Origin of the sequence: Nocardiopsis sp. NPDC050513, from assembly GCF_044457925.1 — a bacterium.
In the GTDB taxonomy this organism is placed as follows: domain Bacteria; phylum Actinomycetota; class Actinomycetes; order Streptosporangiales; family Streptosporangiaceae; genus Nocardiopsis.
In genome coordinates this window covers 26,218-50,158 of the sequence record NZ_JBITHK010000011.1, presented here as the reverse complement: position 1 = coordinate 50,158, position 23,941 = coordinate 26,218, and the positions used below count along the sequence as shown (strand labels likewise).

Below are 23,941 nucleotides of genomic sequence, written 5' to 3'. Positions count from 1 at the left end.
TGGGTGGGCTCTCGTGGTGCTTACGGGGTGTTTGGGTAGCGTGGCGCCGTCGGGACGAGAGGAGAACACGTGCGGGACGACCACGACCTACGGCACCACGGCGACGCCGAGGTCGGTGCGGGGCTGCTCGACTTCGCCGTCAACGTGCGTGCGGCGGCGCCCCCGGAGTGGCTCGCGCGGAGACTGGCCGAATCGCTCGCGACCCTGGGCTCCTATCCCGATCCCGGGGCCGCGCGGGCGGCCGCGGCCCGCCGCCACGGGCGTGACGCGGGCGAAGTCCTGTTGACCGCCGGGGCGGCGGAGGCGTTCGTCCTGATCGCCCGTGCCCTGCAGCCGCGTCGCGCGGTGGTGGTGCACCCGCAGTTCACCGAGCCCGAGGCGGCGCTGCGCGCGGCCGGGCACGCGGTGGAGCGGGTCCTGCTCCGGCCCGACTTCGTCCTCGACCCGGCGCTCGTGCCCGAGGACGCCGACCTGGTCGTGCTCGGCAACCCCACCAATCCCACGTCCGTGCTGCACCCGGCCGGGGTCGTGGCGTCGCTCGCCCGTCCCGGACGGGTCCTGGTCGTGGACGAGGCCTTCGCCGACTGCGTTCCCGGGGAGCCCGAGTCCCTGGCGTCCCGGGGGGATCTGCCCGGGCTGGCGGTGGTGCGCAGCCTGACCAAGACGTGGTCGCTGGCGGGGTTGCGCGCGGGGTACGTGGTGGCCGGTTCCGGCCTCGTGCGGACGTTGTCGGCGGCCCAGCCGCTGTGGGCGGTGTCCACTCCGGCGCTGGTGGCGACCGAGGCCTGCTGCTCGCCGGAGGCCGTCGCGGAGGCGGAGCGTTGGGCGGTGGGGCTCGCCGGGCGCAGGGAGGGCCTGGCATCGGCGTTGAGCGGGCTGGGGCTGACCGTCGTGCCGTCGGCCCGGGCGTCGTTCCTCCTGGTCGGGTCGCCGGACGGGGAAGGACTCAGGCGGAGGCTGCGGGAGCGCGGCGTGGCCGTTCGGCGGGGGGACACGTTCCCGGGGCTGGGGCCGGAGTGGTTCCGGGTGGCGGTGCGCGGAACCGACGCCAACCGCGTCCTGGAGCGGGCTCTGGCAGAGTTGACCAGGTGAGTGTCCGGACGCGTCGGGGTGGTCGCGAGGGGCGGGGACCCGGGTGAACGGTAGAAACATCGCAGACTACGCTTACCGGTCTATGTCGGATCAGGCGGACAACGGGTAGTCGACACCTCTTCGGGGAGCGTTCATGACCAACGGTGACCGCGGGTCAGCCCGCCGCGGCGGCGCGCAGGGGTCGTCCCGGAAACGGAGCGGGGACTCCGCCGCGGGCGCGGGCGACGCCGGGGGACTCCTGGACGGGCTGCCCGAGAGCGGTCGGGGCGCCCAGCCCGTCCAGCCTCGACGCGACACCAATCCGTTCCGGCAGCCGCCCCGGCCGTCGGTGCCGCGCACGGACCCGACGACCACGGAGCCGATTCCGACGACGGTCGGGCAGACTCCGCCCGCGCCGGTACACGGGCAGGAGAGCGGGACCTCGGGAGGGTCGGCGACGTCCGCCGCCGGGGTGCCGACGGCGCCCCCGGAACCCGCGCCCGCCGTGCGGGGTGACGCGGGGGCCGTTCGGTGGGACGCGGGGGACGCAGCGGCGTCCGTGCCGGCCGCGGCGATCCCGCCGGAGCCCGACGCCGCCGCCGAACCGGCGGATCCCGCTCCGCGGGCGGCGGCACACGCCGAAGCCGCGGCGGCCGGGCCCGCCGCCGCGGAGCAGGCCGCTCTCGTCGAACCGCCCGGGCTCGCCCCACACGCCACCCACGGCGGAGCCGCCACGACCGGCCCAGCCGCAACGCCGTCCGTAGCCGCCGTGCGGTCCTCTCCCGCCGCACCCGCCGCATCCGGCGCTCCCGCCTCTTCCGCAGCGTCGGCGACCCCCGGTACAGCCTCAGCGGGGCACCCGGCATCGGGGCGGGCCGCACCGACCGCACCCGCCGCACCGACCGCACCCGCCGCACCGACCGCACCCGCCGCACCGACCGCACCCGCCGCACCGACCGCACCCGCCGCACCGGTCGCACCCGCGCCACCCACCGCGCCCCGCCGCGGACAGACCGCCGCCGCGCCCGCGCGACCGGCGCCCGCACCGGCCGTCGGCGACCCGCGACCCAACGTCATCCCGTTCCGCGCGAGTGACCGCGCCCCTGCCCAGGGCGGCGCCCGCCCCCACCCGGCGCCCGCACCGACCACGGCACCCACCGCCCACGGACACCACCCCACCCCACCCGGACCCGAGCAACCGCGTCCCACGACCACGGAAGCGGAGCGGAGCAACACCGTGCAAGCACAGCAAGCCGCCGAGCCCCACCCGGAGCCCGCGACCACCGGTCAGCGGCCCCAGCAAGCCCCTCCGGCCCACGCCGCCCCCGAGCCACCGGCCGATCACACCTACGGCGCCCCCGAACGCGACGCCGTCTACCGGGCCATCAGCGAGCGCCGCGACGTCATCGACGGTTTCCGACCCGACCCCGTCCCCGACGACGTGCTCACCCGCGTGCTCGAGGCCGCCCACCAGGCCCCCAGCGTCGGAGACGCCCGTCCCTGGGACTTCCTCCTCATCGACGACACCGGCCTCCGCGCCCGCGTCCGCGACCTGGCCGCGGCCGAGCGCGAGGACCACGAGCGCACCCTGCCCGGCGCCCGCGCTCTGTCCGGCCTCAAGGTCGAGGCGATCGTCGACGCCCCGCTCAACATCGCCGTCACCGTCGACCCCGCGCGCGGCGGCCGGAACGCCCTGGGCCGCCACGCCCAGCCGCTGAGCTCGGGATACTCTCCCGCGCTCGCCGTCGAGAATCTCTGGCTGGCCGCGCGGGCCGAGGGGCTCGGCGTCGGCTGGGTCAGCCACCTCGACGAACGCGACCTCGCCCGCGTCCTCGGCCTCCCCTCCCACCTGGAGGTGGTCGCCTACCTCTGCGTCGGCTACGTCGAGGAGTTCCCCGCCGAACCGGAGACCGACCCGGCCGGTACCGCCGGCGGGCGCCCCCTGTCCTGGGCGGTGCACCGTGACCGCTACGGCCGCCGCGGTCTGCCCGGCCAGGAGCCCACGAGCCTGCTGGAGGAGACCATCGCCGCCATCGGAGCGCTGAACACCCGCGCGGTGGAGGAGGCCAGGGACCGGCAGGACCGCATGACCAAGCCGAAGGGCTCCCTCGGCGTCCTGGAGGACGTGTCGGTCCGTCTCGCCGGGCTGGCCGGAGTGTGCCCGCCGCCGATCCCCGAACCGGTCGCGGTCGCGGTGTTCGCCGGTGACCACGGTGTCCACGCCCAGGGGGTGACCCCCTGGCCCCAGGAGGTCACGGCCCAGATGGTGCACAACTTCCTCGCCGGAGGCGCCGTGGTCAACGCCTTCGCCGCGCAGGTCGGCGCCGAGGTCACCGTCGTGGACGTGGGCGTGGCCGGGGACCTGCCCCGGGCGTCCGGGCTGCTGCCGCGCAAGGTCGCGCGCGGCACCGCCGACCTCACCCGGGGCCCGGCGATGACCCGTGAACAGGCCCTCCAGGCTCTGGAGGGCGGGATCGAGGTCGCCCGCGACCTGGTCTCGGCGGGCAACCGCTGCCTGGTCACCGGTGACATGGGCATCGCCAACACGACCCCGGCCGCCGCGCTGGTGTGCGCCTTCACCGGGGCGGCCCCCGAGGCCGCCACCGGGCGCGGGACGGGTGTGGACGACGCCACCTTCGAGCACAAGGTCGACGTGGTGCGGCGCGCCCTGGCGGCCAACCCGGTGGACCCCGCCGACCCGATCGGCACCCTCGCCGGGCTGGGCGGCCTGGAGCACGCCGCCCTGGCCGGTTTCGTCCTGGGCGGCGCCGCTCTGGGCGTTCCCGTCCTGCTCGACGGCGTCATCGCCGGGTCCGCGGCGCTCGCCGCGGCGGCGATCTCGCCCGAGTCGGTGCAGGCGTGCTTCGCCGGGCACCGTTCCAGCGAACCCGGGCACACCCTGGCCCTGGACCACCTGGGACTGCGTCCGCTGGTGGATCTGCAGATGCGGCTCGGGGAGGGGTCGGGCGCCCTACTGGCCCTGCCGATCCTCCAGGCGTCGGCACGTGCCCTGCGGGACGTCGCCACCTTCGATGACGCGGGTGTGTCCACCGCGGACTGAGCCGCCGGGCGGGTCCGGCGGGCGCCGCCGGCGTCCCCGCTCCCGGCCGGGCCGCCGGGAGCGGGGTATGACCTCATGGGAGGGGTCGCCCGCCGTCCGCGACCGCGGCGTGCGGTGCGGTCGGGCTCACACCTGGGGCGCACACCGGTTTACCCGGGCGTAATACCGCTTTGACAAGGTGAATCGCACAATCGCCGAACATCGCCGGCGGCGCGATGGACCGCCATCCGCGCACCCCGCCGTCGTCGCCGGGGGCCGGTACGGACGACGGAAGGGGCGCGACCGTGACTTATCTGCTGGGTTTGCGCATGGAGGGCCGGGACGTCCTCGTGGTCGGGGGAGGACGGGTCGCCGGTCGCCGGGTCCCGGTCCTGGTGGAGGCCGGAGCGCGGGTCACCTTGGTGGCTCCCGAGGTCTCGGCCGCTCTGGAGGACCTCGCCGACGCCGGGCGCATCACGTGGGAGCGGCGGCCCTTCGCCCCTGGCGACGTCTCCGGCTCCGACGTCCCCGACTACTGGCTGGTCCACGCAGCCACCGACGATCCCCGGGTCAACGCGTCGGTCGCCGACGAGGCCGAGGCCGCGCGGGTCTGGTGTGTCCGCGCGGACGACCGGCACGCCTCCTCGGCCTGGACCCCCGCCTCGGGGACCGCCGGGGGGATCACCGTCGGCGTCGTGGCCTCCGGCGACCCGCGCAGGGCGGCCGGTCTGCGCGACGCCATCACGGACGGGCTCGCCGACGGAACCCTCGACGCCCGGCGCGGTCGCGAGCGGTTCAGCGGTGTCGCGCTGGTCGGCGGAGGCCCCGGCGACCCCGGTCTGATCACGGTCCGCGGGCAGCAGCTGCTCTCCCAGGCGGACGTGGTCGTGGTCGACCGGCTCGCACCCACCTCGCTCCTGGACCGGCTCCCGGCCGACGTGGAGATCGTCGACGCCTCGAAGATCCCCTACGGGCGTTCGATGACCCAGGAACAGATCAACGGGGTTCTGGTCGACCGCGCCCGTCGGGGCAAGTTCGTGGTCCGGCTCAAGGGGGGCGACTCCTTCCTCTTCGGCCGGGGCGGCGAGGAGGCGGCCGCCTGCGCCGCGGCCGGGGTGCCCGTCATCGCGGTCCCGGGGGTGACCAGCGCGTTGGCCGCACCCGCCAGCGCGGGCATCCCCGCCACGCACCGCGGGGTCGCCCAGGACGTGCACATCGTGTCCGCGCACGTGCCTCCGGGGGACGAGCGGTCCACCGTCGACTGGGCGGGGTTGGCCCGCGCGGGCGGGACGGTGGTCGTGCTCATGGGCGTCGAGCGGATCGAGGCGATCGCCGAGGCGCTCGTCGGTCACGGGCGTCCCGCCGACACCCCCGTCGCGGTGGTGCAGGAGGCCACCCTGCCAGGGCAGCGGACGGTCACGGGTACTCTGGCGGACATCGCCGCATCGGTCCGATCGGCCCGGGTGCGGCCCCCGGCGGTGGTGATCATTGGAGAAGTGGTCAAAACGGCGCGGGATCTTGACATACTGCACACGGGGACCCAGTTCGAGACGCGTCGACTGGCGACCGGGCGCGATCTCCAGTGAGACCCCCGCCAGCGGCGTTCGACGTCCGTGCGGCGGGGGACCGTCAGCACCGATGAGGAGGGCATACCGATCATGACCCGGCCGTCGGCCGCACCGGACACCAGTGGTTCCGGTGCCTCGGACCGGTTCGGCACCGGACCGGCCGCCACCTCCGACCATCCCGCCCCGGGCCCAGGATCCGTACCCGTGGCCGACGCCCCGGCCCACGGAGGCCCGGGCGAATCCGCCGCTCCGGCCACCGCCGGACCCACTGCTCCGCCCGACTCCGGCGGACACCGTGCGCCGGTACCGGAGGATAACCGCTTCGAGCGGGTCCTGGAGTCCTTGCGCATCCAGATCCGCGACCTCGGGTTCGCCGACGGGCTGCCCGCCGCCGAGGAGGGTCGGGTGCTCCAGGCCGATCTCCTGGCGCAGCTGTCCGACTACGTCCTTCCGCGGGTGCGGCGGCCCGACATCCCGCTGCTGATCGCCGTCGCCGGTTCCACGGGCGCGGGCAAGTCCACCTTGGTCAACAGCCTGGTCGGCGAGCAGGTCACCACGACCGGCGTGCGTCGGCCCACCACCAACAGTCCGGTCCTGGCCTGCCATCCGGCCGACGTGGACTGGTTCAGCGAGTCCTCCTTCATCCCCGCGCTGCCGCGTGTGCGCCAGCAGGGCCTGGCCATGCCGGGCAAGGACGGCATGCTCGTGCTCGCCGCCAGCGAGGCCATGCCGCGCGGGGTGGCACTGCTCGACACTCCGGACGTCGACTCCGCGGTGGCCGCCCACCACGAGTTCGCGGCCAAGTTCCTCGACGCGGCCGACCTGTGGGTGTTCGTCACCACGAGCACCCGTTACGCCGACGCCCGGGTGTGGGAGTTCCTCCAGGTGGCACGGGACCGCGACACCTCGCTGGCCGTGGTGCTCTCCCGGGTGCCGCGCAAGGGCCGCCGCCAGCTCCTGGACCATTTCGGCGCCATGCTGGAGGCCAACGGGCTCGGCGGGGCGGCGCGGTTCGCGATCCCCGAGACCGACCAGGTCAAGGGGGAGCGCTTCACCGCCAACGTCGCCGACCACATCCGCACCTACCTCGCGGACGTCGCGGGCGAGGCCGACCAGCGCGACCGGGTCTCGCGGCGCACGTTCGTCGGGGTGGTCGACAGCTTCCGCTCCCGGGTGCCCGAACTGGCGCGCCAGGTGGAGACGCAGGTGGAGGTGGGGCGGGCGCTCGGCGGAGCCGTCGACGAGTCCTACACCGGGGCGCGCCGCCACGTGGACACCGGGCTCGCCGACGGTTCTCTGCTGAGCGGGTCCCTGCTGGCCCGCTGGCAGGAGGTGGCCGCCAGTGGCGAGCTCGCCCGGAGCCTGCGGCTGCGCGGCAAGCGGGCCAGGCGGGGCCGCGCCGAGTCCGAGGAACGGGGGCAGCGGGTCGCGGCGCTGGAGGAGGCGGTGCGCGACTCCCTGGCCGCGCTCGTGGTCTCCGCCGCCGAGCGCGCGGGTCAGGAGATCGACGGTCGCTGGCGGGAGGTTCCCGGCGGCGAGGAACTGGTCGAGAAGGCGTCGGAGCTGCCGGGGCGCGGCCTCCTGGCCCAGCGGGTCCGCAAGGAGCTCGCCGAGTGGCAGAGGGAGATCGCGGAGATGACCGCTGCCAGCGGGGCGACCAAGCGGTCCGTGGCGCGGTTCGTCACCTTCGACCACGACATCGTCGCGCTCGTCCTCATCATGGACCTGCTCGGCTACGATCGCTCCCGTTCGGGCGGCGGCGCGCACGCGGCCGACGCCTCCGGCCCCTCTCCACAGCGCCTGCTCAAGGGGCTGTTCGGGGCCCAGTCCCTCCGTAGCATGGGAACGGCGGCCCGCGACAACCTGCGCGAACGCGTCGGGGCGCTGCTCGACCAGGAGCGCGCGCCCTTCGACAGCACCCTGGCGTCGGCGGGGATCCCGTCCGAGGACAGTGCCGTCCAGCTGTATCAGGCCACGTACAACCTTGAGATTGCACGATGACGACTCAGTGGAACCCCACGCGGCCGTCCGGGGAGACCGGATCCGCCGAACCAGGGGACGAGGTCCGACCGACCGGCGGGTCCGAGGACCGTAGCGACGACCGTGCCCGGCAGGGTGAGGCCGTGTCCGACGGGAGCGGCCCCTGGCGCGGGTACACCGTGCCGGTGCCCGAGCACTCCGACCCCGTGCCGGACCATGGCGTCGGGACGGGGGCGGGGGAGGCCGCGCACGACGGTATCGCCGGCTACCCGGACGCGGCGCCCCCCGAGGAGACGCCGATGGCGCCCCACAGGCCGGCCGGTCGGCACGCGCGCGTGTCCGATGCCCCGGAGGGCGACGCGGACGCGGCCCGGCGGGGCCCGGACGCGGCCCGGACCCGCGACACGGGCGCCGACGCCGAGGACACCGGTGGCCATGACCTTCTCGCCCCCGCCGCGGCGGAGGACGCACGGGACGACGCGGCCCACCCGGGCCGCGGTGTCCGGGGTATGCGCGGGGCCAGGGCCGAACGGGGCCGACGCGGTGTGCGCGGCGTTCGTCGCGGCGTCGCCGAGACCCGTGGCTCACGTGACGCCCAAGGCGAGGGCGACGACCCCGACGGGCTGGCCGGGTGGGTCGGCAGCCTCGCGGAGGCGGCCGAGGACGCCCAGATCGCCGGGCGCAACACCGGGGCCTTCCCCGCCGTGACCTCGAACCCGCCGGAGTGGGTCCCCGCTCCGGACCAGGACGGCGAGGCCGGCGGCGCCGACGAGGGGGCGGCCGGGACTCCGTCCGCCGCGTCGCCGACCGAGGCGGCCCCGACCGACGGCGGGGTTCCCGCACCGCAGACGGTGGAGCAGGAGGACGGCGGTCCCCTGCCCCGGCGCGTGCCGGGTCCGTCCGCCGTCTCCGGCGCCTTCCGCGCGGTGGGCCCGGACACCGCCGCCCCGGAGCCCGCGGACGAGGCGACGGCGGACGCCGACACCGACGCCGCCGCGCCCGCGGAGACCCAGGCGACCGGTGCCGAGGACGACGAGTACCGCCCGACCAGCCACGACCACTGGCAACCCGCCACGACCGTCACGCGGGCCGAGCTCATCGAACGCCTCGACGCCCTGTCCACCCTGACCGAACTCGGCCAGGAGGATCTGCCGGAGGAGGTCGTCGCCCGCTCAGCGCAGTTGCTCGACCACGCGGGCGCGCGCCTGCGGCTGTCGGCCGAGCACACCGTGGTCGCCCTGGCGGGCGGAACCGGGAGCGGCAAGTCGTCGCTGTTCAACGCCCTGTGCGGGCTGGAACTGTCGCAGACCGGCGTCACCCGGCCCACCACGTCCAAGGCGCACGCCTGCGTGTGGGGGCACGAGGGCGCCGACGCACTCCTGAGCTGGCTGGGCGTGCCGACCCGCTACCGGCACTCGCGCACCGGTGTCCTGGACGCGGGCAACTCCGAACTGACCGGCCTGGTCCTGCTCGACCTGCCCGACCACGACTCCGTACGCAGTATGCACACCGCCGAGGCCGACCGGCTCATCGGGTCGGTCGACCTGCTCGTGTGGGTCCTGGACCCGCAGAAGTACGCCGACGCCGCCGTCCACCACCGGTACCTGGCCCGCATGGCCGGGCACGGGGCGGTGACCGTCGCGGTCCTCAACCAGGTCGACCGGGTCGAACCGGACGAGCTGGAGGAGTTGCTCACCGACCTGCGGCGGTTGATGGAGACCGAGTCGGGTGTGCACCCCAGGGTGATCACCACGTCGACCGTCACCGGCCAGGGCATTCGCGACCTGCGCGAGTTCCTCGGCGAGGCGGTGCGCGAGCGCCGCGCGCTGGTCGACCGTCTGGTCGCGGACCTGGACCAGGTCGTGGTGGCCTTCGAGGAGTTCCACGGCGAGGGGGAGATCCCCGGGTCCGTCCCCGAGCCGGTGGCCGAGCGGATCCGCGGCGGCCTGGCGAGCGCGGCGGGGGTCAGGGCCGTCGCCGACGTCACCGAGACCAACGACGTCAAGCGCGGCAGACGCGAGGTCGGCTGGCCGCTGGCCCGACTCCTGGGACGGGTGCGCAAGGATCCGCTCTCGGCGGTTCAACTCGACTTCCTGCGCGACGACAGCGACGCGGGCGCGGGCGGTCCGGTGGACGCGCACGTGGCGGAGCTGGAGACGGTGCTGGGCGAGGCGGCGGACGGGGTCTCGGACGGGATGCCCGCGCCGTGGCGGCGGCGCATGCGCGCGGCCGCGCTCAGCGGGGTCTCGGAGCTTCCGGCGGAGCTGGGTGAGGCGGTCTCGGGCGCGGTCAGCGCCTCCGAGCGGACCGCGCCGTGGTGGAAGGTCGCGCGGTCGGCGCAGTTCGCGCTGCTGGCCGCCGCGGGCCTGGGCCTGGTGTGGGCGCTCGTGGCTCTCGTGAGCTGGCTCGCCGGCGGCCTCACCGGGATGGCGGTGTTCGACGATCCGGTGTTCGTCGCCTACTCCGGCGCCTTGGTGGTCGCGTCCCTCCTGGTCGGATGGTTGACCGGGGTGGGTTGCGCGAACCTGGTCGAGGTCGCGGCCGTGCAGCGGCGCGAGACGGTGGAGCGGGTCGCGGTGGAGCGGGTCGCCGAGATCGCGCGTCGGCGGGCGGTGGAGCCGATGGCGGCCGAGTTGGACCGCTACCGGGCCTTCCGCGCGGCCTACGAGGTGGCGGGGGCGGCTTCGTGAGGCCGTTGGCCGTGTGAGTACGGCGGCTCCGCGCGGGGCCGGCCAGACGACCCGGGGGGGGGGGGGGGGGGGGGGGGGGGGGGGGCGCCCCCCCCCGCGCGCGGGGGGGGGGGGGGGGGGGGGGGGGGGGGTTGTGTGGGGTGAGGGGGGGGGGGGGGGGCGGCCGGGGGGCGGGCCCGCGCCCCCCCCCCCGGGGGCGCCGCCCCCCCCCCCCCCCCCCCCCCCCCCCCCCCCGAGTCGTGTCGGGTCTCAGGTCCATTGCACGGTGCTGTACATGTGTCCTCCTCCGATCGGGCGGCGCCGGCCTCGTGGGGCGGGATCCTGGTTCGGTCGGCGCCTCGTGTCCGAAAACGGCCATCGAAGCCGGATCCTACGGTAGAACGTCTCGAAGCCCGGTTCCACCCCACCTGACGAAGCGCGAGCCCCGAGTCATTCTCGTCTCTGCCTGCGCCGATCATACATTCAGCAATTAAGTTATTACCCAACGTAATGTAAAGTGTTGGGGGGTGGCGCGCTGGGCCGTGCTGACGTACCCACCTGTACGTGTGGTGTCCCGGGGCGGTCGCCGGGTGACGACGGCGTGGAACTCCGCGCGAAATCGGGTCGTCGAAGGGAGAACCGGAAGGGGTGGTTCACCTATCAGTAGCACGTGTAGGGGTCGGACTGCGGAGCGTGACGCAGGGAGGGAGGATGGAGCCGTGAGTATCTCGGAGAAGCCGTTGGCGGCGGAGGGCGTGGCCGTCGGGGAACGGTCGTGCTGGCCGATCCTCCAACAGCCTCGGGGCCTGATCGTCTACATGGGGCTGCTCCTGTTCGCGACGCTGTTCCTGTTCGGTGCGGCGGCGGCGCTGACCACCGTGACGCTCGCCGACGTCGTGACCTTCCTGGCGCTGACCGTGTGCGCGGGGATCTGCGTCGAGGCGATCCGCCGCCTGGGCGTGCCCGCGGGGTTGGCCCGGGATCTCCTGGGGGCGTGGTGGTTCCCGATCGTCCTCCTGCTGCCGCCCGTGTACTCCCTCATCGTCCCCGTCCCGGTGTTCCTCCTGCTGCAGCTGCGGGCGAGGCGGGCGTTGGCGCACCGGCGGGTCTTCAACGCCACCGCCATCGGGCTGTCGGGCTTCCTGGCGTCGGTGGTGTGGCACGCGGTGGCCGCCGACGGGCTCTGGGACGCGCTGGGCGGGGTGCCCGACGCCCACGACAGCCTCGCCACCGGCGCCGGGGTGCTGATCGCGGTCCTGTGCTGTGCCGGATTCACGGTGCTGAACACGATCCTGGTGGCGCTGGCGGCCAGGATCAGCATGGGGCCCGGGGCGTCGCTGCGGCCCATGTGGGACCGGGAGGCGTGCACGGTCGACGCCGTCGAGTTATGTGTCGGGGTGACCGTGGCGATCCTCGCGCAGCTCACGTTGTTCCTGCTGGCCATCGCCGTTCCGCCGGTTCTGCTCCTCCAGCGCAGCCTGTTGTTCCAGCAGCTGCAGATGGCGGCGCGCACCGACCCCAAGACGGGATTGCTGAATGCGCCGACCTGGGAGCAGGAGGCGTCGGTGGAGATCGCCAGGGCGCGTTCGGGGCGGGGGACGGCGGCCGTGCTGATCATCGACATCGACCATTTCAAACGGGTCAACGACAACTACGGCCACCTGTTCGGCGACCAGGTGCTGCTGGGGGTGGCCACGACCATCGCGCAGCAGTTGCGCCAGTCCGACCTGCTCGGCCGCTTCGGCGGCGAGGAGTTCGTCGTGCTGCTGCCGGGGTCGGACACGTCCGAGGCCTGGCACGCGGCCGAGCGGCTGCGGGCGCAGGTCGGGTGCATGGAGATATCGGTGGACGACGTGCCGGTGTCCATCACGGTCTCGATCGGGGCCGCGGTCACCGGCGAGCACGGCAACGACCTGGTCGAGCTGCTGACCGCCGCTGACCTGGCCCTGTACCGGGCGAAGGAGACCGGACGCAATCGGGTGTGCCTGCCCGCCGGGCGCCCGGGAGTGCCGGGGAAGATCCCCGGGCCGCGCGAGGGCAACCTGTCCGGGCGCGGCGAGGTCGAGTGACCCCGGGAGCCTGGAGGGACCGCCGTGCCCTGGCGGTCCGCCGGCCCCGCCCAGGGCGGGCGGCGGTCCCGGTACCGTTGCCCCGCTGTCCGATGGGCGGTCCCGGGACCGGGGGAGGACCCGGTCCGGGGCGGGGCCGCGCCCGTCGTCCACAGACCCCAAGACGCCGTTGTGCGCTTCCGTCCGATCACGCACCGTTGAAGTATGCGCTTCGACCAGCACGGACACCCGGTAGACCCCTTCGACCCCGACCGCCGCGGCGGCGCTGAGCACGGCACCGCCGCGTCACTCCCCGGGCGTGAGCCCACATCCGTCCCCCGGCCCCGCCCTGTCGGCGACACGGCCACCGGTGTGCCCGGTGGGTCCTCCGGAGGCTCGTCGGCCGACCCTCCGGCCACGCTCAGGCTCACCACACCGACCGACGTCATCGCCGTGCTCCCGTACCTCGCGGGCGGACCTCCCGATCCCGGAATCGTGGTCCTGGCGCTCCAGGACGGCCGTGTGCACACGGTGCTGCGCGCGGACCTGGGCGGCCAGGGGATCCCTCCAGGCTCGCGAACCGCGCCTCCGGCCGTCGCCCACGCCGTCGCCGAACGCTGCGACGCACTGTTGGTCGTCGCGTTCGGCCCGCCGGAGCGGGTCACCCCGTACGTCGACGGACTCGTGGGCGCCGCGCGGGAGCGGGGGATCACCGTCGTCGACGCCCTTCGGGTCACCGGCGGCCGGTACTGGTCCTACACCTGCGTCGACCCCTCCTGCTGTCCGCCCGAGGGCACGTTGGTCGACGTGGACCGGTCCACGGCCCCGGCCGACGCCGTCCTGCGCGGCATCACGCCACTGGCGCCGGTCCACGCCGAACGGGCCGACTCCGCACGGGTGAGGGCGCTCCTCGAACCGGTCGCCGGTCCACTCGCCACGGAGGTGGCGGCGGCAGTCGAGGACGTGGAGGCCGTGGCCCGCGACCACGCCGCCCGCGGCTCCGACGCCCTGGTGGACCTGGGGCTTCCCACGGTCCGCGCCGCGGTGCGGGCGGAGAGCCGCGGGGAGGGGCTCACCGGGCCCCGCGAACTGGCCTCCCTGGGCGTGTACCTGACGCAGACACGGGTGCGGGACGAGGTGTGGGCGCGGATCACCGCCCGGAGCGCGGACGTGCACCGGAGGCTCTGGAGCCGGGTCACGCGGCACGTCCCCGAACGCCTGCGGGCGGCCCCGGCCTCGCTGCTCGCGGTCGCGGCCTGGCAGAGCGACGACCGGGAACTCGTCTCCGCTGCCCTGGACGTGTCTCTGACCGCCGATCCCGGGTACTCGATGGCGCTGCTCATGAGCCGCGCCCTCGCCTGGGGGATGCCGGTGCAGCGGTGGCGGGAGGCCGCACCCCGCTGGCGGGAGGGGAGGGAGGACTGGGACGGGTAGTCGTTCCGAAGCCGTCTGAGGGGAAGGGGACAGGTCACACATCGGATGCTCTGGGTATTCCATGGTGACGGGGGAGCCTCCGACGTCAGCGCACTGACGGGGTCCCTGCTGCGGGACGGGTAAGGGGCCTCGCGGAAACGGGGGGCGGGTCAAAGGCCCGAGGCGACGTCCAGGAACGCGCGCCACTCCCAGGCGTCGAAGGAGAGGGTTCCCCTGTCACGGTTCTGGGTGTCGCGGACATGCGCTCCCTGGGGAGTCTCCCGTACTTCCACGCACTGACCGCTTGTGCTGCTGTAGCTGGACTTGTGCCAGTCGCTCATAGTAGTCCTTCCAACACGCGCCGGGATTCCCTCTCGGGAAGAGCGGACTGCATGAAGCGCTTCGCCAGCTCCTTCAGCCTGTCCAGCCCATCTCCTTCCCTGTACACGATATTGCCGTTTGCATGGTCACTGCTTGCCAGGGTGGAACCGTCCCGCATTCGGAAGACCAGCAAGGGGGACGGGAGCCCCACCAGCAGCGAACCTTCTGGGATGACCAGGACACGTACACGTCCTGACTCCGTCAACCGCAGTAAGTGCGTGACTTGCTCCGAGCGCGCATCCTCTGGAAACGTCGTCAGCGCCGACACCGGAAACACAGCAGTCACACGAAGCTCAGAAACCTGCTCAAATCGCTCACATCGCATCCGAGTCAACTTGTCGAGTTCCTTTGCGGGAAGGAACGGTTGCGCTTCCTCGAAAACGATGCGTGCGTACTTCGGTGACTGCAAGATTCCAGGGACCGCTGGGAGGGGACAGACCCACTCCACCGACTGACCGGATGCCTCCAACTCCGCGACGTTCGCCCCCCACTCCGGGACGGATCGGCCACCAGCAGCCATCCGCCACACCGCGAAGAGCTTGCCTTTTGCGTCGAATGCCTGATCCAGAAGCTCAGCGTTCCGCCGCTTGGGAAGCACCGCTCCTGACTCCCAGCGGCACACTGACGAGGAGGACGTCCGCGCTTTCGCTGCAAGCTGGTACTGCGTTAATCCCGCAACTTCTCGGTATCGAGTGAGAGTGGTTGCAAACTCGGAAACCGTCATGTCCCAGATGGTAGCCAGTGCATCCCATTCCTAGCCGGGAAACAGCGGAATCAGATCAGTCGCTGTGCAAGTTCCGGGCTCTCGCCGGACGCTTGGTCCATGAACGACACCGAGCAGTTCCGAACGCAGCCGGGCACCCCTCCCGACCCCTTCGAGAGGGCGCGCGACGCCTTCCTCTCCTCGCGAGGCCTGGCCTTCACCCTGGAGTGGCGGCGCTTCCCCTGGACCCGGGGCGCCGACGTCGACCGCGCGCTGGTCGGCCCCGGCTACGTGGGCGACGTCGCCCTCGGGCTGAAGGACGGCTGGACCTGGGGATGGCAGGACCGCGCCGGGACGTGGCGCTACGTCCAGCGCGACCGGATCGACGTCCTCGTGGACCGGGTGATCGGGACCCGCGCCGGGTTCGTGCCCCCGTTGCCGCGCAGGCGGGGGCGGTAGGGGGTGCCGGGACGAGGACGCCCGCCGGGAGCGCGGAGGGGACCATGCCAGTGGGCGGGTCCCCCTGCTGCCGTTGCGCGACGTCTCCGGCAGGGCCGTGCGCGAGGATCAACCCCCTGGTGAGGGTTCCGGGACGAGGGCGGCGTCAACGGCGTACTCGACACGCAGCGGTTCGGGCGACAGCGCCGCCAGGAAGTCAGCGGCGTCGAAGGCCTGTCCGGGGGCGAGGGCCCCGGCGGCGCGACCGCGGCCGTCCAGCAGGCGCACCACCGCCTCGACCACCAGCGGGGCGGACACCGCGTAGATGTCCTGGCCGGTGGCCAGGGCCCGGCGCTCGGTTCCGTCCACTCGGACCCTGACGTCCACGGCGAACCGCTGCGCCGAGCGCCCGGCGGCGTCGACCGGCTCCGGACCGGGGGTGGCCGGGTCGCGCAGCGCGGCCAGGGGACCCCGGCTCAGGTAGGAGTCGATCCGCCGCGCCCCCAGGTGGCGGTGCATGGTGATGACCTCGGAGAAGGGCAGGGGCACGACCTCGTGCTGGCCCAACGGGGCGGGGAACTCCCAGGTGCGTGCGTCCTGGCCCGCGTCCAGCGGCACGGTCCGCCCGTCGGCGACGACCAGCCGGGGCGCGGTGTTGCGCTGACCGGTGACGCGCGTCCCCTCGGTGGGCCACCACCGGTCCAGGCCGACGGCCACCGTGACCGAGTCCACCGGTCCGCCGTCGGCCGCGGCGCTGGCCAGCAGGTCGGCGAGCCCGCCGTAGAAGGCCATCGCGGGCAGCACCGCCACGCCCGCCGCGGCGGCGGCCGCCCCGTGGGCGTCGTAGGCGGCCCGCACCGCGGGCTGCTCGGCGGTCACGTCGAGGTAGTGGGCTCCGGCACGTACGGCGGCGGTCGCCAGCGGACCGGTGGTGTCCAGGAACGGACCGGCGCAGTTGACCACGGCCGCGGTGCCCCTGACCGCCCTCTCCAGAGCGCCCGCGTCCCCGACGCGGGCCGGGCGCGCCTCCAGACCGGGGTGGCGGCCGACCAGTGCGGCGAGCCGCTCCGGATCCCGCCCGGACAGCACCGGTTCCAGGCCGCGGCGCAGCAGTTCGGTGACCACGAAGCGGCCGGTGTGGCCGTAGGCGCCGTAGACCAGCACCCTCCCGCGCGCTCGCGGGTTCTCGTTCGGCGATTCCATGGGTCCAGTCTTCGCCCTGGGACGGACCGCGGGCTAGTGTCCGATCCGACGTGATGCGTACAATTTCCGACATGCACAGGGTCGGGATCGCCGTCCACGAGCGCACGATGCCCTACGAGACGGCGATCGCCGCCGAGGTCTTCGGGGTGGACCGGTCCGACCTGTCCGCCGACGGCGACTGGTACCGGCTGACCGCCCACACCGCCGACGGCACGGCCTCGCCCCTGCTGCCGGGGGTTCCGGGGCGCCCGCTGGCGGATCTGACCGCGGTGGACACCGTGGTCGTGCCCGCGACCGACCTGCCGGGGGCGGAGCCCGACCCCGGATTCCTGGCGGCCGTGCGCGCCGCCCACGGGGCAGGGGCCCGGATCGTGTCGCTGTGCACCGGGGCCTTCCTGCTCGCCGACACCGGGCTGCTCGACGGCCGCGGCGCCACCACACACTGGATGCACGCCGAGGAGCTGGCACGGCTCCATCCGCGCGTCGAGGTGCGCGCGGACGTGCTCTACACCGACAACGGGCGGATCCTCACCTCGGCGGGCAAGACCGCGGCGCTGGACCTGTGCCTGCACCTGGTGCGTTGCGACCACGGGGCCGCCGCGGCCAACGGTCTGGCCCGCCGCCTGGTCGCCCCCGCGCACCGCCCGGGAGGACAGGCGCAGTTCATCGCACCGCCGACCGTCCCCCGCTCTCCCGACGGTCTGGGCGGGGCTCTGGAGTGGGCCCGTGCCCGCCTGGCGCGGCCCCTGACCGTGGAGGACCTGGCCCGGCGCGCGGGCCTGGGCCCCCGCCAACTGGCCCGGCGCATGCGCGCCGAGACCGGGGCCGCCCCGCTCGCCTGGCTGCACCGCGAGCGCGTCGGCCTGGCCCGGGAGCTGTTGGAGGGCACCGACGCCACGGTGGAGCAGGTCGCGGCCCGCTGCGGCATGGGCAGCGCGGCCACGCTGCGCCGCCATTTCCACCGGCTGGTCGGGGTGAGCCCGATCGCCTACCGCGCCGCCTTCCGGGCGTCCCGCCGGGGCGTGGACGGGGATTCCCCGACCTGACGCCGAACCCTTTCGCGCGGATTCGCGTTCGCGGGAAGACCGGGCCGCCGTGGCGCGTTCCAGTGCGTGACCCGCCGGGCCCTGGAACGCGGTCGCGTCACGTGATCCCACAGGTCTCGGCACAGGCGCCGACACCCTAGTCTGGAAGACATGCCGGAGTACATCTACACCATGCAAAACGTGCGCAAGGCGCACGGCGACAAGGTCGTCCTTGACAATGTTTCGGGGTCGTTCCTGCCCGGAGCCAAGATCGGCGTCGTGGGGCCCAACGGTGCGGGTAAGTCGACGCTGCTGAAGATCCTGGCCGGCATCGAGCAGCCGTCCAACGGTGAGGCGCGACTGATGCCCGGGTTCACCGTCGGGCTGCTCGCCCAGGAACCCCAGCTCGACGCGGACAAGACCGTCCTGGAGAACGTCGAGGACGGTGTCGCCGAGACCAAGGCGATGCTGACCCGCTTCAACGAGATCGCCGAGCAGATGGCGACCGACTACTCCGACGACCTGTTGGAGGAGATGGGCAGGCTCCAGGAGCAGCTCGACCACCGCAATGCCTGGGACCTCGACAGCCAGCTCGCGCAGGCGATGGACGCCCTGCGCTGCCCGCCCGGCGACGCCTCCGTCACCCAGCTGTCCGGTGGTGAGAAGCGCCGCGTCGCCCTGTGCAAGCTGCTGCTCGAACAGCCCGACCTGCTGCTGCTCGACGAGCCCACCAACCACCTCGACGCCGAGAGCGTGAACTGGCTGGAACAGCACCTGGCCAAGTACCCCGGCACCATCGTCGCGATCACCCACGACCGGTACTTCCTCGATCACGTCGCCACGTGGATCCTGGAGCTGGACCGCGGCCAGTTCTACCCCTACGAGGGCAACTACAGCACCTACCTGGAGACCAAGCAGACCCGTCTGAAGGTCGAGGGGCAAAAGGACGCGAAGCGCTCCAAGCGCCTCAAGGAGGAACTGGAGTGGGTCCGCTCCAACGCCAAGGCCCGCCAGACCAAGAGCAAGGCCCGTCTCCAGCGCTACGAACAGATGGCGGCCGAGGCCGACAAGACCCGCAAGCTGGACTTCGAGGAGATCCAGATCCCGCCGGGTCCGCGCCTGGGCAACACGGTCGTGGAGGTCAAGAACCTCACCAAGGGCTTCGACGACCGCGTCCTGATCGAGGACCTGAGCTTCTCGCTCCCGCCGAACGGCATCGTCGGCGTCATCGGCCCCAACGGTGTCGGTAAGACGACCCTGTTCAAGATGATCGTCGGCGAGGAGACCCCCGACGACGGCAGGATCAACGTCGGCGACACCGTCGACATCTCCTACGTCGACCAGTACCGCGGCCGGATCGACGACACCAAGAACGTCTGGGAGACCATCTCCGACGGCGAGACCTTCATCGAGGTCGGCAAGGTCGAGATCCCCAGCCGCGCCTACGTCGCCGCGTTCGGCTTCAAGGGTTCGGACCAGCAGAAGCCCTCCGGAGTGCTCTCCGGCGGCGAGCGCAACCGCGTCAACCTGGCGCTCACCCTCAAGCAGGGCGGCAACCTCCTGCTCCTGGACGAGCCCACCAACGACCTGGACGTGGAGACCCTGGGGTCGCTGGAGAACGCGCTGCTGGACTTCCCCGGCTGCGCCGTGATCACCTCCCACGACCGCTGGTTCCTCGACCGCGTCGCCACGCACATCCTCGCGTGGGAGGGCGGCGCCAACTGGTTCTGGTTCGAGGGCAACTTCGAGTCCTACGAGCAGAACAAGATCGAGCGTCTGGGCCCCGAGGCCGCGCGCCCGCACGCGGTCACGCACCGCAAGCTCACCCGCAGCTGATCCCGACGGGTTCGAGGCCCCGCGGACCGGTTCCGGTCCGCGGGGCCTTCCGTGTTCCACGGCGGCCCCGGGGCGGTGGAAACGGGGTGTACCGGCTGCCGCGTATGTCGGTATCGTCCCTGCATGACGATTCTGTGGGCGCCCTACCACCTCGACGAGTACATGCCCGACTTCCGGCCTCCGTGGCGCGGGCATGCCGAGAGGGTGGTCGCGGAGTTGCCGGACGCCGACGTGTGGACGCGCATGGCGGTCCTGCACGAGGCCGTCGCCGAGCGCGTCGCGGACCACGTCCGTGCCGGTCGGGTCCCCACGGTCCTGTCCGGTGACTGCATGGTGGCGCTCGGGACCGCCGCCGGACTGCAGCGGGCGGGCATGGATCCGTCCGTCGTGTGGTTCGACGCGCACGGGGACGTCCAGACGATGGAGACCAGCGCCTCCGGATACGCGGGCGGGATCCCACTGCGTGTGCTGGCCGGGTACCGGCCCGACCCCGCGACCGACCGCCTGGGTCTGCGGGAGATCCCCGAGGGGCGCCTCGTCCTCGTGGACGGACGCGACCTGGACCCGCCCGAAGCCGAGTACCTGCGCGGGTCGGCCATCCGGCAGCGGGCCGTCGCCGACGTCGGGCCGGAGGACCTCCCCGACGGGCCGCTCCTGCTCCACGTGGACCTGGACGTCATCGACCCCGGCGAAGTGCCCGGGATGCTCTTCCCCACGCCCGGCGGGCCGAGCGCCGACGCCGTCGTCGGGGCCGTCGGCCGGATTCGGGACACCGGCCGCGTGGCCGCCGTGAGCATCGGCTGCACCTGGCGGCCAGACCGCGACGAGGACCTGCCCGGCGGCGTCCGCGCCAGGCTGCTCGCCGCCCTCGTGCGGGGCGGCGCCTGACCGCCGGAGCAGCCGCCGTCGGACGGACCGGCCGGGGCGCGGATATTCCCGTCGCCTCGGCCCCCTGACCGTCGCCGGGGATGTCGCATACCCTGGTGGGCGATGACTTCCGCGCGAGATGACCACCACAAGCAGGGCGAGGGGCCGGTGCAGACGACGTTCTACGACGCCGTGGGTGGCGAGGAGACCTTCACCCGCCTGGTCCGCCACTTCTACGAGGGCGTCGCAGCCGACCCCCTGCTGCGGCCCATGTACCCCGAGCAGGACCTCGGCCCCGCCGAGGAGCGCCTGCGCCTCTTTTTGATCCAGTACTGGGGCGGCCCGCGTACCTACAACGAGCAGCGCGGCCACCCGCGGCTGCGGATGCGGCACTTCCCGTTCCGGATCGGCGCCGCCGAGCGCGACCGCTGGTTGGAGCTCATGCGCGCCGCGATGGACTCGCTGGGGTTGCACGAGGCCCTGGACCGGCAGATGTGGGAGTACATGGTCATGGCCGCGCACAGCATGGTCAACGTGCCCGAGGAGGCCGCGCCCCCGGTCGTGGCCGAGCCGACGTCCATCGCCGTGTCCGCCGAGCAGCGCCGTGACGGCGACGGGGGCGAGACCGTCTCCGTCTCCCTGAAGTAGCCGCGCCCGGACGCCCTCAGGCGTACTGGGCGAGGTAGGCGCGCTCGGTGTCGTCGAGCCGCCGCGCGCTCTGGGTGGGCACGTCGAACCCGACCAGCACCGTCCTGGCGCGCAGGTACACCGTCGTGTCGTCGCGGATCTCGTAGGCGAGCGTGCAGCTCGCGTTGCGGACCTCGGTCACCCACAGCTCCACCCGCACCGGATCCTTGCGGGGCAGCAGCGGCGCCACGTAGTCCGCCTCCTGGCGGGCCACGACCATGGCGCCGAAGACCTCCTCGCCCGCGTCGACCCCGCCGCCGTAGCGCAGGAAGGAGACCCGCGCGTCCTCCAGGTAGGTGAGCATCCGCACGTTGTTGACGTGGTGCTGGGGGTCAAGGTCGGCGTAGCGGACCTGGGCGAGGTGCACGTGCCGCCGAGGCACGGTCCCGGTCCCGTTGCCTCCGGCCTCGATCTGGGTCACGTCGTGGTTCCTCTCATGGGCGGCTCTCCTGGGGGGTGGACGACCTCGATTGTCCCAACCGCCCCAGGAGAGTGTTCGACCGCCCGTCCACCAGCGCTGTGGCGCGGGTCTCCCCCGCCGGTCGGAAGCGCTGGTCGGACCGCCGGTCAGGGCACCGACGCCCCCAGGTGGTGGGCGAGGAAGGCGAGCTGCTCGGCGCTGAGCGCCACGCTCCGGCTCACCGACCGCGAGCTGTGGCCGACCTCCGACTCGCGCCGCAGCAGGACCGGACGCTCGTCCGGGGACGCCGACGTGGCCCACTGCATCAGCGCGCACAGCTTGCGCGCGTGCATGGGGTCCACGCGGGTGTCGTTGTCGAAGACGGTGAACAGCGTCGCCGGGTAGCGGGTGCCCTCACGCACGTTGTGGTACGGGGAGTACCCCAGCAGCCACCCCAGCTCCTCCGGTTCGTCGGCGCTCCCGTACTCGACGTTCCACAGCTGGCCCAGGCCGAAGCCCTCGTAGCGCACCATGTCGAGCAGCGGGGCGGAGCACACCGCGGCGGCGAACAGGTCCGGGCGCTGGGTGATCATCGCGCCGACCAGCAGGCCGCCGTTGCTCCCGCCCATGACCGCGAGCTGGCCGGGCGTGGTCACACCCGTCTCGACCAGGTGTTCGGCGGCGGCCGCGCAGTCGTCGAACACGTTCTGCTTCCTGGCGAGCATCCCGTCGCGGTGCCACTCCTCTCCCTCCTCCAGCCCGCCGCGCAGGTTGGCCGTGGCGTACACGCCTCCGGCGCGCACCCAGGCCAGGACCGAGGCGGAGTAGGAGGGGGTCAGGGAGATGCGGAAGCCGCCGTAGCCGTAGAGGACGGTCGGCCGGGGGCCGTCCGCGGGTTCGGCGGGGGAGACCACGAGCATGCGCACGGGGGTGCCGTCCTTGGACGTGAACGTCACCAGTTCGGCGCGGACGTCGGGCGTGGCGACCGTGCCGGGCGCCTCCGCCCAGAGGCGCACGGCGCCGGCGCGCGCGTCGTACCGGTACACCGAGGACGGGTGGGTGCTGTCGGTGTAGCCGAACCAGGCCTCGTGCCCGCCCTCGGGCCGTTCCATGAGCACGCCGACCGAACCCAGGCCCGGCATCTCCAGCGAGCCGAGCCGCTCGCCGCTGGCCAGGTCGTGGCGTGTGACCTCGCTGACGGCGTGGTGGCTCCAGGCGACCAGCATCTCCGGACGGTCCATGCCGGGCCCGTCGAGGATCGCGAAGTCCTCCAGGACCGCCTCGGCGTCCTCGGGGACCAGCGTGGTCCAGTGCTCGTACCCGGGCGCGGTCGGGTCGGCCACGCACAGTCGGCCGCGGGGGGCGTCGCGGTCGGTGTACAGGTACAGGCGTCCGTCCCGGCCGACGTGGGCGGACAGGGTGGCGTCGACGCCCTCCTGGATGGGCACGAGCCTGGGGGAGCCCAGGTCGCCCTCGGTCAGGTCGGCGATCCACATGTCGGTGGCCGAGGAGGTGCCGCGCACGGCGAGCAGGACGAGCCAGCGCCCGTCGCGGCTCACGGTGACGCTGAAGTACTCGGTCTTGTCGCGGTCCTGGCCGAAGACGAGGACGTCCTCGTCGGTGGGGGTGCCGAGGCGGTGCAGGTAGACGCGTCTGTGGTAGCTCTCCTCGCCCTCGGGGACCTCGTCGGCGGGCAGCCGCCGGACGTAGTAGAAGGCCGAGGAGTCCGGGAGCCACGCGATCGGACTGTAGCGCGTGCGGTCGATCGGCCCGTCGACGGTCTCACCGGTCCCGACGTCCATGATCCGCAGGATCGACTCCTCGTCGCCGGCCTCGGAGAGCTGGTAGGCGAGCAGCCGCCCGGAGCGGTCCGGTTTCCAGGAGTCCAGGGTGGTCAGCCCGCTCGGGTCCAGGGCCCCGGGGTCGAGCAGGACGCGTTCGGGGCCGTCGCCGTCCTGGACGAGCAGGACGCCGTGCTCCTGGTCCGCGGTGCGGTGGGTGAAGAAGTGGCGCTCGCCCCGCCACACGGGGGCGCCGACGTGTCCGGCGTCCATGAGTGACCGGACCTGCTCGCCGAACCACTCGCGCGCCCGGAACCGTGGGCGTGCCTCGGAGTAGAGGGTGTCCTGGGCGGTGGACCACTCCTTGGTCGCGGCCGTCTGCGGGTCCTCCAGCCACCGGTAGGGGTCGGCGACGGCGTGGCCGTGCAGGGTCTCGATGATGTCCAGCCGCTCTGCTGGCGGGTAGCGAAGTTCACGCATACTTCGCACCCTATCCACCGATATCTCACGCCCGGTGTTCGGCGCGGCGGCACCGTGAAACGTGGTTTGGGGGGCGCACAATGGGTGGAGGAAAGCCACGACCCGCGCTTTCCGGGCGTCCTGACGAAAATTGGGGTGGCGCCGAGGCCGTCCGACCACGCACACTGAATGCGGGACGCAACTCGGCGGGAACCACCGGGAGGTCCGTGTGGCAAGGCGTACGGAACCACCGATCCGAGGATCGGTGAACAGGGAGGTTTCCTGGCTGGCCGAACGGCTGGCCGGGGAGGAGACACGGCCGCGAAGCGCGACGGCCGGGGCGGAGCGATGAGCGCCCGAGGCAGCCGGGAG

Annotated in this window: 17 protein-coding genes; 12 read left to right on the top strand and 5 right to left on the bottom strand. The window is 73.5% G+C overall.

Annotated elements, in window-relative coordinates; all coding sequences use genetic code 11:
- Nucleotides 1-69 precede the first annotated feature (69 nt).
- The 7 genes from cobC (at nucleotide 70) to ACIBFB_RS19755 (ending at nucleotide 13,810) form a co-directional block, all read left to right on the top strand.
- A complete protein-coding gene (gene cobC, locus ACIBFB_RS19785) occupies nucleotides 70-1,092 on the top strand; it encodes an Rv2231c family pyridoxal phosphate-dependent protein CobC (RefSeq protein ID WP_397232131.1) in 1,023 nt (340 codons plus the stop codon).
- Nucleotides 1,093-2,308: 1,216 nt separating this feature from the next.
- Entirely contained in the window at nucleotides 2,309-4,132 is a 1,824-nt protein-coding gene (gene cobT / locus ACIBFB_RS19780) for a nicotinate-nucleotide--dimethylbenzimidazole phosphoribosyltransferase (RefSeq protein ID WP_397232129.1), read from the top strand.
- A 284-nt stretch (nucleotides 4,133-4,416) separates the two neighbouring features.
- Complete coding sequence (cobA, locus tag ACIBFB_RS19775) at nucleotides 4,417-5,697, top strand: uroporphyrinogen-III C-methyltransferase (protein WP_397232127.1); 1,281 nt, start codon at nucleotides 4,417-4,419, stop codon at nucleotides 5,695-5,697.
- A gap of 72 nt (nucleotides 5,698-5,769) precedes the next feature.
- Nucleotides 5,770-7,680: a dynamin family protein gene (locus ACIBFB_RS19770; protein ID WP_397232125.1), complete on the top strand. Its 1,911-nt coding sequence runs from the start codon at nucleotides 5,770-5,772 to the stop codon at nucleotides 7,678-7,680.
- A complete protein-coding gene (locus ACIBFB_RS19765; protein ID WP_397232123.1) occupies nucleotides 7,677-10,349 on the top strand; it encodes a GTPase in 2,673 nt (890 codons plus the stop codon). The genes ACIBFB_RS19770 and ACIBFB_RS19765 overlap by 4 nt, the downstream gene beginning before the upstream one ends.
- A 698-nt stretch (nucleotides 10,350-11,047) precedes the next feature.
- On the top strand, nucleotides 11,048-12,397 hold the full coding sequence (locus ACIBFB_RS19760; protein ID WP_397232121.1) for a GGDEF domain-containing protein: 1,350 nt from the start codon (nucleotides 11,048-11,050) through the stop codon (nucleotides 12,395-12,397).
- Between the two features lie 204 nt (nucleotides 12,398-12,601).
- Nucleotides 12,602-13,810 (top strand): DUF4192 domain-containing protein, encoded by a 1,209-nt coding sequence (locus ACIBFB_RS19755; protein ID WP_397232119.1) that lies wholly within the window; start codon nucleotides 12,602-12,604, stop codon nucleotides 13,808-13,810.
- Nucleotides 13,811-13,959: 149 nt separating this feature from the next.
- Here the strand turns inward: ACIBFB_RS19755 and ACIBFB_RS19750 are convergent, their stop codons facing one another.
- Both ACIBFB_RS19750 and ACIBFB_RS19745 read right to left on the bottom strand, forming a co-directional pair.
- A complete protein-coding gene (locus tag ACIBFB_RS19750; RefSeq protein ID WP_397232117.1) occupies nucleotides 13,960-14,130 on the bottom strand; it encodes a DUF397 domain-containing protein in 171 nt (56 codons plus the stop codon).
- Nucleotides 14,127-14,894, bottom strand: coding sequence for a Scr1 family TA system antitoxin-like transcriptional regulator (locus ACIBFB_RS19745; RefSeq protein ID WP_397232115.1), 768 nt, complete (start codon nucleotides 14,892-14,894; stop codon nucleotides 14,127-14,129). Before ACIBFB_RS19745 ends, ACIBFB_RS19750 begins: the two co-directional genes overlap by 4 nt.
- A gap of 99 nt (nucleotides 14,895-14,993) precedes the next feature.
- On the opposite strand from ACIBFB_RS19745, the gene ACIBFB_RS19740 reads away from it, so the two are divergent.
- On the top strand, nucleotides 14,994-15,332 hold the full coding sequence (locus ACIBFB_RS19740; RefSeq protein ID WP_397232113.1) for a hypothetical protein: 339 nt from the start codon (nucleotides 14,994-14,996) through the stop codon (nucleotides 15,330-15,332).
- Nucleotides 15,333-15,440: 108 nt separating this feature from the next.
- Here ACIBFB_RS19740 and ACIBFB_RS19735 read toward each other — a convergent pair whose 3' ends face one another.
- Nucleotides 15,441-16,514, bottom strand: a complete 1,074-nt coding sequence (locus ACIBFB_RS19735) for a saccharopine dehydrogenase NADP-binding domain-containing protein (RefSeq protein ID WP_397232111.1) — start codon at nucleotides 16,512-16,514, stop codon at nucleotides 15,441-15,443.
- Between the two features lie 71 nt (nucleotides 16,515-16,585).
- Here ACIBFB_RS19735 and ACIBFB_RS19730 point away from each other — a divergent pair, with 71 nt between their 5' ends.
- From ACIBFB_RS19730 to ACIBFB_RS19715, 4 genes are all read left to right on the top strand, one after another.
- Nucleotides 16,586-17,560: a GlxA family transcriptional regulator gene (locus ACIBFB_RS19730; protein WP_397232109.1), complete on the top strand. Its 975-nt coding sequence runs from the start codon at nucleotides 16,586-16,588 to the stop codon at nucleotides 17,558-17,560.
- A gap of 150 nt (nucleotides 17,561-17,710) precedes the next feature.
- Entirely contained in the window at nucleotides 17,711-19,375 is a 1,665-nt protein-coding gene (ettA, locus tag ACIBFB_RS19725) for an energy-dependent translational throttle protein EttA (RefSeq protein ID WP_397232107.1), read from the top strand.
- Nucleotides 19,376-19,498: 123 nt separating this feature from the next.
- On the top strand, nucleotides 19,499-20,263 hold the full coding sequence (locus ACIBFB_RS19720) for an arginase family protein (protein ID WP_397232105.1): 765 nt from the start codon (nucleotides 19,499-19,501) through the stop codon (nucleotides 20,261-20,263).
- Nucleotides 20,264-20,365: 102 nt separating this feature from the next.
- Nucleotides 20,366-20,890 (top strand): globin, encoded by a 525-nt coding sequence (locus ACIBFB_RS19715; protein WP_397232103.1) that lies wholly within the window; start codon nucleotides 20,366-20,368, stop codon nucleotides 20,888-20,890.
- Between the two features lie 16 nt (nucleotides 20,891-20,906).
- On the opposite strand, the gene ACIBFB_RS19710 is transcribed toward ACIBFB_RS19715, so the two are convergent.
- Entirely contained in the window at nucleotides 20,907-21,350 is a 444-nt protein-coding gene (locus ACIBFB_RS19710; RefSeq protein ID WP_397232101.1) for an acyl-CoA thioesterase, read from the bottom strand.
- Between the two features lie 146 nt (nucleotides 21,351-21,496).
- A complete protein-coding gene (locus ACIBFB_RS19705; protein ID WP_397232099.1) occupies nucleotides 21,497-23,590 on the bottom strand; it encodes a prolyl oligopeptidase family protein in 2,094 nt (697 codons plus the stop codon).
- Between the last annotated feature and the right edge of the window lie 351 nt (nucleotides 23,591-23,941).